Source organism: Rhodococcus sp. NPDC049939 (genome assembly GCF_040656415.1).
Classification (GTDB): Bacteria; Actinomycetota; Actinomycetes; order Mycobacteriales; family Mycobacteriaceae; genus Rhodococcus_F.
On record NZ_JBFAMC010000001.1, the window covers coordinates 1,831,199 to 1,846,911 of the forward strand.

The 15,713-nt window shown below is 62.6% G+C and carries 14 protein-coding genes; 10 read left to right on the forward strand and 4 right to left on the reverse strand.

The genetic code is table 11. The features are described 5' to 3' along the window. Positions 1 to 28 precede the first annotated feature (28 nt). The 4 genes from sufC to AB0I57_RS08335 are packed head-to-tail and all read left to right on the forward strand — an operon-like array spanning position 29 to position 3,032. On the forward strand, positions 29 to 838 hold the full coding sequence (gene sufC / locus AB0I57_RS08320) for a Fe-S cluster assembly ATPase SufC (RefSeq protein ID WP_358332393.1): 810 nt from the start codon (positions 29 to 31) through the stop codon (positions 836 to 838). Positions 839 to 844: 6 nt separating this feature from the next. After that, positions 845 to 2,104 carry a cysteine desulfurase gene (locus tag AB0I57_RS08325; RefSeq protein WP_358332396.1) on the forward strand — a complete coding sequence of 420 codons (1,260 nt, stop codon included), beginning with the start codon at positions 845 to 847 and terminating at the stop codon, positions 2,102 to 2,104. Continuing rightward, entirely contained in the window at positions 2,101 to 2,625 is a 525-nt protein-coding gene (sufU, locus tag AB0I57_RS08330) for a Fe-S cluster assembly sulfur transfer protein SufU (RefSeq protein ID WP_358332399.1), read from the forward strand. Before AB0I57_RS08325 ends, sufU begins: the two co-directional genes overlap by 4 nt. Beyond that, complete coding sequence (locus AB0I57_RS08335) at positions 2,622 to 3,032, forward strand: metal-sulfur cluster assembly factor (protein WP_358332401.1); 411 nt, start codon at positions 2,622 to 2,624, stop codon at positions 3,030 to 3,032. Before sufU ends, AB0I57_RS08335 begins: the two co-directional genes overlap by 4 nt. 79 nt (positions 3,033 to 3,111) lie before the next feature. Here AB0I57_RS08335 and AB0I57_RS08340 read toward each other — a convergent pair whose 3' ends face one another. The 3 genes from AB0I57_RS08340 to AB0I57_RS08350 form a co-directional block, all read right to left on the reverse strand. Beyond that, positions 3,112 to 3,993: a Ku protein gene (locus AB0I57_RS08340; protein WP_358332404.1), complete on the reverse strand. Its 882-nt coding sequence runs from the start codon at positions 3,991 to 3,993 to the stop codon at positions 3,112 to 3,114. Between the two features lie 31 nt (positions 3,994 to 4,024). Then, entirely contained in the window at positions 4,025 to 5,173 is a 1,149-nt protein-coding gene (locus tag AB0I57_RS08345) for a lycopene cyclase family protein (protein WP_358332407.1), read from the reverse strand. A gap of 232 nt (positions 5,174 to 5,405) precedes the next feature. Beyond that, entirely contained in the window at positions 5,406 to 6,431 is a 1,026-nt protein-coding gene (locus tag AB0I57_RS08350; protein WP_358332410.1) for a phosphatidylinositol-specific phospholipase C, read from the reverse strand. A 904-nt stretch (positions 6,432 to 7,335) separates the two neighbouring features. Between AB0I57_RS08350 and AB0I57_RS08355 the strand changes: the two genes are divergently transcribed. The 6 genes from AB0I57_RS08355 (at position 7,336) to AB0I57_RS08380 (ending at position 15,123) form a co-directional block, all read left to right on the forward strand. Next, positions 7,336 to 8,118, forward strand: a complete 783-nt coding sequence (locus AB0I57_RS08355; RefSeq protein WP_358332413.1) for an SDR family oxidoreductase — start codon at positions 7,336 to 7,338, stop codon at positions 8,116 to 8,118. A gap of 189 nt (positions 8,119 to 8,307) precedes the next feature. After that, positions 8,308 to 9,084: a FadR/GntR family transcriptional regulator gene (locus tag AB0I57_RS08360; RefSeq protein WP_358332416.1), complete on the forward strand. Its 777-nt coding sequence runs from the start codon at positions 8,308 to 8,310 to the stop codon at positions 9,082 to 9,084. Positions 9,085 to 9,463: 379 nt separating this feature from the next. Further along, positions 9,464 to 10,678 (forward strand): D-mannonate dehydratase ManD, encoded by a 1,215-nt coding sequence (gene manD / locus AB0I57_RS08365; protein WP_358332419.1) that lies wholly within the window; start codon positions 9,464 to 9,466, stop codon positions 10,676 to 10,678. 33 nt (positions 10,679 to 10,711) lie between these two features. Further along, entirely contained in the window at positions 10,712 to 11,794 is a 1,083-nt protein-coding gene (locus AB0I57_RS08370) for a zinc-binding dehydrogenase (protein WP_358332422.1), read from the forward strand. Positions 11,795 to 11,903: 109 nt separating this feature from the next. Then, positions 11,904 to 13,376, forward strand: coding sequence for a sugar porter family MFS transporter (locus tag AB0I57_RS08375; RefSeq protein ID WP_358332425.1), 1,473 nt, complete (start codon positions 11,904 to 11,906; stop codon positions 13,374 to 13,376). A 115-nt stretch (positions 13,377 to 13,491) separates the two neighbouring features. Beyond that, positions 13,492 to 15,123, forward strand: coding sequence for an ABC-F family ATP-binding cassette domain-containing protein (locus AB0I57_RS08380; protein WP_358332428.1), 1,632 nt, complete (start codon positions 13,492 to 13,494; stop codon positions 15,121 to 15,123). A 16-nt stretch (positions 15,124 to 15,139) separates the two neighbouring features. On the opposite strand, the gene AB0I57_RS08385 is transcribed toward AB0I57_RS08380, so the two are convergent. Continuing rightward, positions 15,140 to 15,706 (reverse strand): helix-turn-helix domain-containing protein, encoded by a 567-nt coding sequence (locus tag AB0I57_RS08385; protein ID WP_358332431.1) that lies wholly within the window; start codon positions 15,704 to 15,706, stop codon positions 15,140 to 15,142. Positions 15,707 to 15,713 lie beyond the last annotated feature (7 nt).

Genomic DNA, 15,713 nt, shown 5'->3' on the forward strand with positions numbered 1-15,713 from the left:
CTACCCCCATTCTCTTCGAAGGATCACAATGCCTACCCCTGACGCCTCCACTCTCGAAACCTCGGTCCTGGAAATCAAGGACTTGCACGTCAACGTCGCGAACACCGACGAAAACGCCGAGCCGATCAACATCCTCAAGGGCGTGAACCTCACGGTCCGCTCGGGCGAGACCCACGCCATCATGGGTCCGAACGGTTCGGGCAAGTCCACCCTGTCCTACGCGATCGCCGGCCACCCCAAGTACGAGGTGACGTCGGGATCCATCACCCTCAACGGCGAGAACGTCCTCGAGATGAGCGTCGACGAGCGTGCGCGGGCAGGCCTCTTCCTCGCGATGCAGTATCCCGTCGAGGTTCCCGGGGTCTCCATGTCCAACTTCCTGCGGACCGCAGCCACCGCTGTCCGTGGCGAGGCGCCGAAGCTCCGGCACTGGGTGAAGGAGGTCAAGGAGGCGCTGACCGAGCTGGACATCGACCCATCGTTCGGTGACCGCAGCGTGAACGAGGGGTTCTCCGGCGGAGAGAAGAAGCGCCACGAGATCCTGCAGCTGGGTCTGCTCAAGCCGAAGATCGCGATCCTCGACGAGACCGACTCGGGTCTCGATGTCGATGCCCTCCGCGTCGTATCCGACGGAGTCAACCGATACAGGGAACGCCAACACGGCGGTGTGCTGCTGATCACCCACTACACCCGCATCCTGCGGTACATCACCCCGGATCACGTCCATGTGTTCGTCGACGGACGGGTCATCGAGTCCGGCGGCCCGGAACTGGCCGACGAACTCGAAGAGAACGGTTACGAGCGCTTCACCCAGGCTGCTGCAACTCGAGGGGCGTAGACACAGATGACCATCTCGGCGCGCGTATTCGACGTAACCCGGATCAGGGAGGACTTTCCGATCCTGGCCCGTACGGTGCGTGACGGAAAACCGCTGGTGTATCTCGATTCGGGGGCGACGTCACAGCGGCCGAATCAGGTGCTCGACGCCGAGAGGGAGTTTCTGACCACCTGCAATGCCGCGGTGCACCGAGGTGCTCACCAGTTGGCCGAAGAGGCTACGGAGGCGTACGAGAACGCGCGTTCGGCGATTGCCGCATTCGTCGGAGCCGATAGTGGCGAACTGGTGTTCACGAAGAACGCGACCGAAGCGCTGAATCTGGTCACGCACGTCTTCGGTGACGATCGTTTCGAGAAACACCTCGGGCCCGGTGACGAGATCGTCATCACCGAACTCGAGCATCACGCCAATCTGGTTCCGTGGCAGGAACTTGCACGTCGTACCGGCGCGACGCTGCGCTGGTACGGCGTCACCGACGACGGACGGATCGATCTCGATTCCCTGCAGTTGACAGAGAACGTCAAGGTGGTCGCTTTCACCCACCAGTCCAATGTGACCGGTGCGGTGGCGCCTGTCGAGGAACTGGTTCGGCGTGCTCACGCGGTCGGAGCTCTCGTGGTGCTCGACGCATGCCAGTCGGTTCCCCACATTCCCGTGGACTTCCACCGGTTGGATGTGGACTTCGCGGCCTTTTCCGGGCACAAGATGCTCGGACCTTCCGGGGTGGGCGTGTTGTACGGACGCCGGGAACTCCTCGATTCGATGCCGCCGTTCATCACCGGTGGGTCGATGATCGAGACCGTCACCATGGAGGGCACTACCTACGCCCCTCCGCCGCAGCGCTTCGAGGCCGGCGTTCCCATGACCTCCCAGGTGGTCGGACTTGCCGCCGCGGTGCGCTATCTCGAAGAGGTCGGGATGGACGCGGTTGCGGCGCATGAGCACACCCTCGTCGAAAAGTCCCTGGGTGCTCTCGGTGCCATCGACGGCGTACGCATCATCGGACCCACCACGTCGGAGAACCGTGGCGGAGCAGTGTCATTCGTGGTCGACGGCATCCATGCCCATGATCTCGGCCAGATCCTCGATGACGAAGGCGTTGCAATCCGCGTCGGTCACCACTGCGCCTGGCCTTTGCACCGTCGGTTCGGATTGGCAGCAACGGCTAGGGCGTCGTTCGCGCTTTACAACACCGTCGACGAGGTCGAGGTGCTCGCTGCGGCGATACGGCGGGCGCAGGTGTTCTTCGGGGTGGTGCCGTCATGAGAATGGAACAGATGTACCAGGAGGTCATCCTGGATCACTACAAACACCCCCATGGCCGCGGCCTCCGTGAACCGTTCGGCGCCGAGGTGTATCACGTCAACCCCACCTGTGGCGATGAGGTGACGTTGCGCGTGCACCTCGATGACGACGGCACGGTTGCGGATGTCTCCTACGATGGTCAAGGTTGCTCCATCAGTCAGGCATCCACATCGGTTCTCACCGATCAGGTAGTGGGGATGCCGGTCGAGGAGGCTGTGCAGACCGTTGACGCATTCACCGAGATGGTAAGTAGCCGCGGTACCGTCGAGGGGGACGAGGACGTTCTCGGCGACGGCATTGCTTTCTCGGGCGTCTCGAAGTACCCCGCTCGTGTCAAGTGCGCGCTGCTGGGATGGTTGGCTTTCAAAGACGCGGTTGTTCGGATAATGGACGAGCGCGAAGCGGACGAAGTTGCGGGCCAAAAGGATTCGGCCGCTCGGATAGACGGCGAACCAGTGCGAATCGGAGGACAGGAATCATGAGCGAGACGCAGACGCCGGGGACGGATGGCGCTGTTGCACCCGAGCAGACGACCGGTCAGGCCGAGGCCGCCGCGGTGCCGGGTGCGATTCTCGACCCGGACCGCCTCGAAGAACTCGAGGAAGCGATGCGCGACGTCGTCGATCCGGAACTCGGCATCAACGTAGTCGACCTCGGTCTGGTTTATGGAATCACCGAGCACGAAGACGTGGTCACACTCGACATGACCCTCACGTCGGCTGCCTGCCCATTGACTGATGTGATCGAGGACCAGGCGCGTGGTGCACTCGTTCGAAGTGGCTTGTGCAGCGAGATGAAGGTCAACTGGGTGTGGCTTCCGCCATGGGGCCCGGACAAGATCACAGAGGACGGCCGCGAGCAGTTGCGCGCGCTCGGCTTCACGGTCTGAAGTATCCGAACACCGATCTACGCGGTTCGGCCTCGGCGAGATGAACGTCCCGCCGGGGCCGTTGTTCTTTCACGGATACTCAAGCGCGCTTTCGCTCTGAACTGGTCGGCTTGGGAGCGTCTTTCTTTCGTGCGGTGCGAGCCGACTTCTTCTTCGCAGGCGCGGCCTTCTGCTCGGCTGCGGCGACACTGCGCTGAAGCGCCGCAACCAGATCGACTACTTCGGCGTCCTCACCGCCCTTGTCCACGGGGGTCGTGGGGAAGACTTTCTTGCCACCCGAACTGATGGCTTCATCGATCAGGGTGCGAAGCTGCGTCTGGTACTCATCCGTGAATTCGGTGGGGTCGAAGTCCTCGGCCATGCTGTCGACGAGTGTCTGGGCCATCGCCAATTCCTTGGCTTTCGGTTTCTCGACGTCGTCGAGCGATGGGAATTCGGCCACCCGCACCTCGTCGGGCCACAATAGCGTCTGAATCACCAGCACACCGTCGCGGGAACGCATTGCTGCAAGGCGTGTGCGCTGGCGCAACGTGAAATAGACGAGGGCTGTGCGATCACTGACCTCTAGCGCCGTCGCGAGCAAGACGTATGCCCGGGGCGAACTGGAGTCCGGTTCGAGAAAGTAACTCTTCTCGAACAGAATTGGATCAATCTGTTCCGTTGGAACGAATTGCAGAACTTGGATCTCGTGCTTCTCCGCGGCGGGCAATTTCCCGAAATCGTCGTCAGTCAACACCACGCGGATACCGTCGGCGGAATCATAGGCCTTGTCGATATCGGCGTACTGCACGATATTTCCGCATTCCGTGCAGACACGGTTGTACTTGATGCGGCCACCGTCTTTCGCATGGACCTGGTGAAACTTGATATCGTGATCCTCCGTTGCCGAGCACACCTTGACCGGCACATTCACGAGACCGAACGCTATCGAGCCTTTCCATATCGACCGCATAGATCCCATGATCGTCTGCGTCCCGCATTTTCGTGAGCGTTCATCGAATTTCCCGGCGAAAGGCCGAAGTGAGAATTTCACGGCGGATATCGCTCGAGGAAGCCAGAAACATCTTGCGCATCGCAGACAGCATTCCGCGCGGATTCGCACGGTCGGACAGGTATGCCGTCTGTAGTCGGATGGGTAGGTCGAAGAAGTGCTCGAAAAACTCAGGGACTTGTTCCGGTTCCAGATTCAGTAGTACCCGGAGACCGAGCGATCGAAGAGGGTGAACAACGCGAGCGCGCCACGGCCACAGACCTTCTGCTGACCCATCACGCAGGTGCCGAGCGAGAACATCCGCGTACTCGAGTGACGTCGCCACGCTGAAGCCGGTTCCAGGATGCATCAACCCTGCTCGGGAACCGAACGGCACGAGCCCTGATGAGCAAGAGTTTCTTGCCTGATGCGGTGGTTCGACGGCGAACCGGACCCTTTCGACTTGCGAGTCAGGCGGAACGACCACCCCTCTGGCTCGTAGTCGGTGGTGGAGGCGAGAAGTCAATACTGATAAAGGAATTGGTGGATGGCCGACTAGGCAGGTTTCCTCCAGTAGGTACTTGTCTCGGGCGAGTGGAACACCGTACAGAAAGGACGGTGCGGCAGAGGTCGGTGCGCCGTTGTCGCGGCGCCAGTCCATGAACACGGCGTCCTCGCCGGCCAGTGCTCGAGCTGCAAGATCGGGCTCGACGACCACGCCGTACGCTGTCTGCTGCGCGAGGTCGGCGCCGGCCCCGGTTCCGCGAGCATCGACCACCACGCGAGCCTTGAGAGCTGAGCCGTCGGTCAGGTGTACGCAAGTAGGGGAGAGGCTGACTGCCCTACCTGTGAAAACAGTGCCCGAGTCCTTCGTGAGCATCGATTGCAGTACTGGTGCGTTCAAAACGCAGTAGGTTCGAGCGATGGTGTGTCGCCGCCTGGTCCAGACCACCGGCCTAGCGACTCTCGAGGCGACAGCGTCGCGTGGAAGCCAATCGGGGAGTTCGTCCTCCCAGGCTGCGTATGTTGCGGTCCACGATCGTTGGGGGAGCGGATCCACCGAGGCGACCGATAGTCCAAGAGCAGTGCAGCGGTGAGCGAGTGCGCGGCCTGCCGGTCCGAGGCCGACGATCGCGACGTCCCACACGTATGAGCGCGCGCTAGTCGTCACGCCGACAGCCTGCCACGGGTTGACCAGTTCCAGCGTCGGACCCCGACGGAACAGGATAATATACCGAATCTACCCGTGACCAACTCATAACACAGCCACGACAGTCCACCCGACCTCCAATCGACTCGACAAGGTCTCTTGAAAACATGAAGTCGGTCTCCACACGGTAGGAAAGGGATCGGACGGCGCCAATCGGAAGCGCAGGGGAGTGGAGTGTGGTCGGCGTCGCTGGTCAGCTGAAGTTGCGGGCGATGACCGATTCGACGAGTTCGGCGGTCGGGAAGTCTGCCATTACGATGCCCGTGCGGCCGGTGCCGGTATCACGCAGGTACTCCTCGGTGCGGGCGAGAATTCCCTCGATACCGGGGACGCCCTTGGCGATGGTCATCGGCAGTACACCACTGGCTATCGCTATGAGGTCCTCACCGCTGGTTGCATTCAGGCCGTTGATGAACAGCGTCTGGTTCGAACCTTGCGCGGTGCGTTCGAAATGGGTGCGGACCTTCTCCCACTTGGTGTCCATCTCGGTGAGACTCGGGAGTATCCAGTCGTTTTGGCTGTCCTTATAGCGGCGCCAGTTGGGCCCGTACACACCGGTGGCGTCGAAGCTCCGCATGATGACGAATCGGCCGCGGATCTCACCGAGGTCCGGGATCGCACCGTCGTAGTCGGCGGGCGGCGTCCACAGGTGTTCGGCCAGCAGGTCACGAGTGTCGGGGTTCTCGTGGATGTACCAGTTCAGCGTGTCCTCGTACGACCGGGTGTTCTCCACCTCGGTGTGTGCCTTCTGCATGAACATGAGTACGGTCTCGCTCGGGTTTTCGCGTAAGAAGTCGGAGACAGTTCGCACGACGTCGGTGTAGTTGGCGTTCAGGTATTCGATGCCGTGGTGGATCGTGAACGCATCCCGGTAGTGCCGGGTGCGGATGTCGAGCACTCGCACCCCGGCCCGTAATTGGGTGGCCAGGTCGAAATCCTGGGTGGCGCCTATCAATGTCGCGCTGTAGGCCATGGTGTCGTGGGTGCCCACCAGGGACAGTTCAGTCGGGTTGGCCGAATCGAGAAGGTCTCGCATCCAATTGGGCTCGGACACGGTGTCGAGACCGCCGCGCCCCATGCTGCCGGCAGCGAAGTCGCTGCTGCCCAGGCTCGACGAGCCCGTTGCGCCGGCGGGATTCATCGGCGCCAGCAGCAGCATCGGGCTCATGGCGAACGCGCGCAAAATGGTGCGGCGGCGGGGAAGGGTTGTGTCGCTCAACTCGGTCTCCTTCTGAGGGGCATACGCATTCGCGATGTGCGATGCCCGAAATACGAACGGCCCACTATTGCAGGAAGCACGCTGCGGAGGGACGGTTTCGATGTATTCCGCCTTGACATGATCGAGGGACTGGACAGACTGATCCGGCACCTTGTGTGAACGACCCGAGCTTGTTCGCCGTGAGGATCGGCTGAGTGGGCAAGCGGGCAAGCGTCGCGATAAAACCTCTCGAATGTTGGTCGGCCCGTGACGGAAGCGGCAAAAAACCGGAATGTTGCAACCACCGACCCTTACAAGACAGGCGCAGAGGGTGTCACAGCGATGGGGTGGGGAAGTGGTACGAGCGATGGCGTCGTCATCACAAACCCCATAGGTGGCGGGGGTGCGTCGTGGAGGATCAGTGCACGTGATCCGCTGGGAGAGCGAGGGGGCGCTCCTTGGTGGCCGACTACGTGCCGGTAGTGAGTCGAGCGTTGATTGGACGTCGAAGCGCGATAGGGGATCCACCACTTCCGGTCCGGAAATCAGTACTCAGTATCGAAGTCGGCCCGGGACGGAACGGTAAGAATAACAGAATACCCATATTAGACTCCCGATGAATCCGACCAAAAACCACTCATCACACCTCACCAAAGAACACAAACCACCCCCTCACACCGACCAAATAGAGGCGGTCGACTCGGCGAATTCGAGGTGGATCAGGAATCCATGGGGGATTCGATCAGGACCCCTGCCGGCAGGGCTTCGTTCGATGGGTAGGCCTGTTCGTACAGCGGTGTCGAACTGAGGGGAGCGTCTCCGGTTGACGAGGGCTGGTATTACCAGTAGGACCGAGTAGGCGATGTCTGGATGTTCGCCCGATCCATCCCTCACTGAACGGGCTGCTTACGAACCGAGGTGCCATATGAATATTCCTGCTGGACTCGGAGTTGCCGTCACTGGAGGCGTCGGCGATATCGGCCGGGCGATAGCGGCCTTCCTGCTCGACTCCGGCGCAGAGGTGACATTGCTGGATATTGCAGCAGACGATCACGCCGCGACGGTGGTCGACAACCTGAGTGCGCGTGGAAAGGTCTGCTATCGGCAGATGGACGTGCGGGACCCGGACGCCGTTGCAAGGACGTTGGAGTCGATCGATCCGCTCGATGTGGTGGTGAGCAACGCAGCGATCGTCGAATCCGCCCCCTTTCTCGAGATCACCCCGAAGCAGTGGGAATCCCAACTGGAATCGAATCTGACGGGCTGCTTCCATGTGGGTCAATCTGCGGCTCGCATCATGATCGATCGTCACAAGCCGGGTCGAATAGTGTTGACCTCGTCCTTTATTCAGGAGATGCCGTGGCCGGAGGTGGCCGCATACTCGGTGAGCAAGGCCGGTGTTCGAATGCTCACCCGTTGCATGGCGGCGGAACTGGCTGAGCACGGAATCCTTGTGAACGCCGTGGCCCCGGGGATCGTCTATGCCGGGATGGCCAAGCGTCAACTGGAGACCGAACCGCAATATGCGGCGCGTGTGGCTACCGCCGTCCCGCTCGGCCGCCTACAGACCGCCGAACAGGTCGCACAGGCTGTCGGGGTGCTGTGCTCCGATGCAGCCGATTACATGACCGGAAGCGTGTTGCTCGCCGACGGGGGTGCGTCACTGCGCGTCCCGCAAGCCACAACCGTGGACGGCGAGGATTCGTGATCGGTGTACCCGGGTGGGCGTGCACCTCGAGTGGCTATGATCGGGTCGGCCGCTGGGCACCAATCCCACCGAGGGGGCGGACGAAGGCGCTGTTCACTTGCATAGCCGGGCGAAGCCCGCGGACAAATGGGCCGTCATTGCGGTTGCACCGGTCTATCCTTGTGGCCTCACCGAGGAAGGTTCCCCACCATGGCATCTCCGTCAGCGCCGCATGGAGCAGCACGGATTCCGTACTTCACTCAGGAACAGGTGTTTGACCACATCGAGCAGCAAGTGCTCAGTGGCGCCCTCGCCGTGGGTGACCGGCTGCCGTCCGAGCGCGCTCTGTGCGCCGAGTACAAAGTAAGTCGTCCTGTGATCCGGGAAGTGCTGCGTGGCTTACAGGAACGTGGCTACATCGATGTATTTCCGGGGCGCGGGTCGTTTGTGCGGGAAGTAGCGACCAGCGATCTGGCGCGGCCGCTGGCGAGGATGGCGCAACGAGGCAACGTCACGGCCCGGCACCTCGTGTCCGCGCGCACGATGCTCGAATGTGAGGCGGCTGCAATGGCCGCCGCACACGGGAGTGATGAGCAGATCGCGGTAATCGGAGATGCACTGCGCCGCCACCAGGCTGCACGCATCCTGCCCGAGTTGGCGCGCACCGATCTGGAATTCCACGAGGCAGTGGCGCAGGCTAGTCGAAACCCGGTGATCGCAGTGATGTTCGGCGCCATCCGCTCCTTGGTCTATGGGCTGATGCTGCGCAGTCTCAGCGACCGGCAAGTGATGCAAGCCGGCGATCCTTGGCATGCGGCCATCTACGAGGCGATCGCTAATCGAGACGCGGAGAAGGCACGCGCGGCCATGGCCGAGCATCTACGGCTCGCACTGGACTTCTACGGCGAGGATCTGGATGTTCCGCTCGACGACGTATTGACCGCATGGGGCATCGACGTAGCTCGGATCGATCACGACCTTGCTTAGGCGACGCGTGCTTGCCTAGAGCATGCCAGCGTTCCACCCGCACCGCCCGGCAGCTGGTACGCCGTCGTATACGCGGACGTCACGCCTTGAATATGCGCTTATCGGGCACCGGATGCCCAATCATTGCTGAAAGTTCGGAATATCCACGTTCGATGTATTGACAGCAGAGGGGAAGGGTCACAGAATACTGGTCAGACCAGTAAGACCACCTGTTGCTCTGTTGGCCGATTCCCGGAAATAGCGAACGTGGCCGGCCTCGACTCCCTGCAGCGCTGACGGTCAGCTTTCCCGCCGTGAGCCTGTGCTCGCGTCGTGCCGATCGCGGCGTCGATGAGGGCAGTGGCAGTCCCTGTTGCGCAGCGAAAGGAACCGAATCGCAGTGAAGATCGTGGACGTTCAGGTCATCGTCACGAGCCCGACCCGCAACTTCGTGACCCTGAAAATCACGACCTCCGACGGCATCATCGGTCTCGGCGACGCGACGCTCAACGGCCGCGAACTGGCTGTGGCGTCCTACCTGCGTGACCACATCAGTCCACTGCTCATCGGCCGCGATCCGAGTCGGATCGAAGACACCTGGAACTATCTGTACAAGGGTGCGTACTGGCGGCGGGGACCGGTCACGATGGCCGCGGTCGCCGCCGTGGACATGGCGTTATGGGACATCAAGGGCAAAGTCGCAGGGTTGCCCCTGTATCAGTTGCTCGGTGGCGCTTCCCGAACAGGCTGCCTCGCTTACGCTCACGCTACCGGGGCAGACCTGCCCGAGTTGATCGACTCGGTACACGAGCAACTCGATCTCGGCTATCGCGCCATCCGCGTGCAGACCGGCGTTCCTGGTTTGGAAAAGGTCTACGGGGTCGGCCACTCGGGCGTTGCCACCTACGAACCCGCGGACCGCGGCGCCCGTCCTTCCGAGGAAATCTGGGACACCTCGGCGTACTTGCGCCATATCCCGTCGGTATTCGAGCAACTGCGCAACCACTTCGGTCAGGAGTTGCCGCTGCTGCACGACGCACACCATCGGCTCACACCCCAGCAAGCGGCGCGATTGGGCAAGGAACTCGAGCCCTACGACCTGTTCTGGCTCGAGGATGTCACCCCCGCCGAAAATCCCGCCGCCCTGCGGCTGGTGCGGCAGCACACCACGATTCCCCTCGCGATTGGCGAAGTGTTCAACAACATTTGGGACACGGAACTGCTGCTGAGCGAACAACTGATCGACTTCATTCGCTGCGCAATCGTGCACGCGGGAGGTATTACACACGTTCGCAAGATCTGGTCACTGGCCGAGCTGTATCAGGTACGCGCAGCATCTCATGGGCCCACCGACGTTTCTCCGATCAACTTTGCCGCTGCTGTGCACATGGGCCTTTCAGCAGCGAATTTCGGCATCCAAGAACATATGCGGCACCAACCGCTCGTCGACGAAGTGTTCCGACACGCCTTCCGATTCGACGACGGTTACCTACACCCCGGGGAGGAGCCGGGGCTCGGAGTCAGTCTCGATGAGGAACTCGCCTCCCGCTACCCCTACGAGAGTGCCTATCTCCCGGTCGCTTACCTACCTGACGGCACCCTCCACGACTGGTAGCGAGCCGACGCAATGCCCTGAAAGGAGCGCACCATGAAGGCCGCACGCTGGTTCGGGCGCCGCGACGTCGCTGTCGTCGATGTCGCGTTGCCGACACCCGGCCCGGATCAAGCGCTCCTGCGTGTCCTGTGGTGCGGTATTTGTGGCTCCGACCTCGAGGAGTACCACGATGGACCGCTAACCATCCCGGTCTCCGAACCGCACCCCGGTAGCGGCCGCGTGGCACCGATAACTCTCGGACACGAAATGGTCGCCGTCGTCGCTGAGGCCGCCGCTGATGGCAGCGGATTCCCCGTAGGCACCGTCGTCATCCCCGATGTCGTCGTCGGCTGCGGCACCTGTTGGTGGTGCAGCCGACACAACGAGGGACTGTGCCCGCAACTCACGGTGCTGGGTTTGCACGACGACGGTGGATTGGCCGAATTCATGATCGCCCGAGCCGATCGCTGTGTACCGGTACCCCCTTCGCTCGACCCCGCCCACGCGGCCCTGGCAGAACCGACTTCTGTGGCTGTGCGCGCCCTCGACAAAGTGCCGCGCGTCGTCGGTTCGACCGTCCTCATCCTCGGCGGCGGCACAACCGGACTGCTGACCGCTCAGATCGCACTCAGCTACGGTGCCGCAACGGTATTCGTCGTCGACATCCGCACCGACCGCCTGACCCTCGCGGAGCAGTTCGGCGCGAGACCAGTCCATCCCGATGAACTGACGGCGTTGCTCGCCGCACTGCCCGAACCGGGAATTGACACGGTGCTCGAATGCACGGGCAGCCCTGGTCTGCTCGATCAGGCCCTGCGAGCCGTTCGTCCTGGCGGCACCCTCGTTGTGGTCGGGCTCCACGGCGGTGCCGAACCGGTCGGCATCCCAGCGTTGGTCCTCGGGGAACGACGCATACTCGGCACCGTCGCGCACATGTACGACGACGACGTCGGTGCCGCCGTTCAACTTCTGGCGGCGGGAACGGTCGATCCCAAACCGTTGATCACACATCAGGTCCCGCTCGACGACACGGTCGCTGTTGCCCTGCCGCTGCTCGCCGATCCCGCAGCCGGTGCGGTGAAGGTGCTCATCGACTGCTCCGAGGCGAACGGGCCGGAAACCGCAAGTCCGCCATGACGATCCACGCACCGAAAACGATTCGACCATCCCGTTTGCCCTAGGACTGTCACCACACCCGACCTCTTCATTCCCGCCTATAGCCGTCTAGCGCCTCAGGAAACACGAAATGCCCAACACCGTCAGCACCGCCTCGTCCACGGCTCATGGTGCACACCGCCTGCGCCACGCATTCTTCATTTCCGCCGCCGCCGCTATGGGGGGATTCCTGTTCGGCTATGACAGCGCAGTCATCAATGGCGCCGTCGAAGGTATCCGTGGGAAGTTCGATATCGGGTCCGCCACCCTCGGGACCGTGGTCGGGATCGCCCTCCTCGGTGCGGCCGCCGGTGCAATGGCGGCTGGACGGCTTGCCGACCGCATCGGCAGGCCCCGCGTCATGCAGATCGCTGCTCTCTTCTTTGCGATCAGCGGTATCGGCTCGATGCTTCCGTTCACCGTATGGGACCTGAGCGTGTGGCGCGCCCTCGGTGGAGTTGCCATCGGGATGGCCTCGGTGATCGGACCCGCATACATCGCCGAGGTCGCACCAGCAGAGTATCGGGGGAGGCTCGGATCCCTCCAACAAGCCGCGATCGTGCTCGGCATTGCCATATCTCAGCTGGTCAACTTCGCGATTCTCGGCTTGGCCAGCGGTGACCAGCGCGGCCCACTTCTCGGCCTCGAGGCATGGCAGATCATGCTCGGCGTGGAAGTGTTGCCCGCACTGGTCTACGGGTTCGTGGCACTGCGCATCCCCGAGTCACCGCGCTACCTCGTCGCGCGAGGACGGATCGCCGATGCGAAACTCGTGCTCTCCGACATCGAACCTGCAGGCACCGATCTCGGTGCAGAACTCTCCCGCATCGACACCCAGATGCACTCGGACCACAAACCGCGACTGCGCGACCTCCTCGGCGGACGCGCCGTCCTGCTACCCATCGTCTGGATAGGCATTGGATTGGCCGTATTCCAGCAGATGTCCGGCATCAACGTCGTCTTCTACTACAGCGCCACACTGTGGCAGTCGGTCGGCATCGACGCCTCGAGCTCGTTCCTCTACTCATTCACCTCGTCGATCATCAACATCGTCGGCACCATCATCGCGATACTGCTGATCGACCGAATCGGGCGCAAGAGGCTCAGTGTGATCGGCTCGGTCGGTATGGCCATCTCGCTCGGCGTGGCCGCATGGGCCTTCTCCTACCTCGTCGGGCAGGGTGACGACGCCTTCCTGCCCAACCCACAAGCAACCATTGCTCTTCTCGCTGTGCATTCATTCGTGCTGTTCTTCGCCGCGACTTGGGGTGTCGTCCTATGGGTCCTCCTCGGCGAAATGTTCCCGAACCGGATCCGCGCTGCGGCGCTCGGGCTCGCGGGTTCGGTGGTATGGATCACCAACTGGCTGATCACCGTGACGTTCCCCAGCATGGCCGAGTGGAGCCTGTCGGCTTCGTACTTCATCTTCGCTGCATTCGCCGCCCTCTCTGCCCCGTTCGTCATCTTGTTCTTGCGTGAGACCAAGGGCAAGCCACTCGAGGACTTGGGGTCGGCTCGATCCGTCCACCTCCACCTCCACCACCACGACCAGAACCAGAGTTAGGGAGATCACCGGTTGGGACGTTCTCGGGTCATCGAACTTCACGGTAAAATCGCTGATTCGTGTGTTCTGTGCGCGGGTTTCGCCGGCGCGAGCGGCATTTTCCTAGGAGTCTTGTTTGATCACCGCCACCGACCTGGAAGTTCGAGCGGGAGTGCGGACCTTGTTGTCCGCCCCCGGGCCGGCCTTGCGGGTGCAGCCGGGCGACCGCATCGGTCTAGTGGGCCGTAACGGTGCAGGCAAGACGACAACGCTCCGCATCCTGTCCGGTGAGGGGGAACCGTACGCGGGCTCGGTCATGCGCACCGGCGATCTCGGCTACCTCCCGCAGGACCCCAAGGAAGGGAACCTAGACGTCCTGGCGAAGGACCGGGTGCTTTCCGCGCGGGGCCTCGATTCGCTGCTGCGGGACATGGAGAAGCAGCAGATTCTGATGGCCGAGGTCGTCGACGATGTCGAGCGCGACAAGGCTGTCCGCAAGTACGGGAACCTGGAGGAGCGTTTCGCCGCACTCGGCGGGTACGAGGCAGAGAGCGAGGCGGCGCGCATCTGCAGCAGTCTCGGCCTGGCCGACCGTATTCTCGGACAGCAACTGCGTACCCTCTCGGGTGGTCAGCGACGGCGGGTCGAGTTGGCGAGGATCCTGTTCGCCGCCTCGGATGGGAGTGGCGGACGATCCGATACGACGCTGCTCCTCGACGAACCGACGAACCATCTCGACGCGGACTCGATCACGTGGCTACGCGGATTCTTGCAGAACCACGAGGGCGGATTGATCGTGATCAGTCACGACGTCGAACTGCTCAACGACGTGGTGAACCGTGTGTGGTTCCTCGATGCGGTTCGCGCCGAGGCCGATGTCTACAACATGAGCTGGAAGAAGTACCTCGACGCGCGTGCCACCGACGAGCAGCGGCGTCGTCGAGAGCGCGCCAACGCGGAGAAGAAGGCCAGTGCCCTGCGTGCCCAGGCCGCGAAGCTCGGTGCGAAGGCCACCAAGGCCGTTGCGGCCCAGAACATGGCCAAGCGCGCCGACAAACTGATGTCGGATCTCGACGCCGAACGGGTGTCGGACAAGGTGGCGCGGATCCGTTTCCCGGAACCTGCCGCATGCGGCAAGACACCGTTGATGGCGGAGAACCTGACGAAGGTCTACGGGTCGCTCGAGATCTTCACCGGTGTAGACCTCGCCATCGACCGCGGTTCGCGCGTTGTCGTCCTCGGGCTCAACGGTGCCGGTAAGACGACACTGCTGCGCCTCCTCGGAGGCGTCGAGACGCCTGATGCCGGCAGACTCGTCCCAGGGCACGGCCTGAAGATCGGGTACTTCGCACAGGAGCACGACACCCTCGACGACGACGCGTCGGTCTGGGAAAACATCCGTCACGCAGCGCCCGACACGGGCGAACAGGAGTTGCGGTCGCTGCTCGGTGCTTTCATGTTCAGCGGTCCGCAACTCGAACAGCCGGCGGGGACACTGTCCGGCGGCGAGAAGACGCGTCTCGCGCTGGCAGGTCTGGTGTCGTCCGCGGCGAATGTCCTCCTGCTCGACGAGCCGACGAACAACCTCGACCCCGTCTCACGGGAACAGGTACTTGATGCGCTGCGCAACTACACCGGCGCCGTGGTGCTCGTCACCCACGACCCCGGAGCAGCGGAAGCGCTCGATCCGGAGCGGGTCATCCTCCTTCCGGACGGCACCGAGGATCACTGGTCACAGGACTACCTGGAGCTCATCCAGCTAGCCTGATCGCTACTGATGCGGGTCAGTCGCGACGGCGGACCGACTCCTCGACGAGGTCGAGCACTGCCGAGAGGTTGTCGCCTGCCTGACCCGATGCGATGCGCGCGACGAGTCCGTCGAGCACGAGGTCCAGGTACTCGATCAGGACATCTGTGGGCACATCGTCGCGGAGGCGGCCCGCCGACTTCTGTCGCGCAAGTCGGGCCAGGGTCGCATCGGTGAGTTCGGCCGAGCGCTGCGACCAGCTCCTGCGAAACTCTGGATCGGTGCGCAGTCTGCGGGCGATCTCCAATCGGGTTCCCAACCAGTCGAACTGCTCGGGTTGGGCCAATAGGTCGCGCATCACCTGGACGAGGCCCTCCTCGGCGACCACGTCGGCCATTCTGGTCGCGTCCTCGTGAGCAAGGGCCAGGAACAAACCGTCCTTGTCCTTGAAGTGGTGGAAGATAGCCCCGCGCGACAATCCGGTGACCTCTTCCAAACGGCGAACTGTGGCGCCGTCGTAGCCGTATTCGGCAAAGCAGCTACGGGCGCCGTCCAGGATCTGACTGCGCCGGGCCGCGAGATGGTCTTCACTGACCTTGGGCACTTTCCCG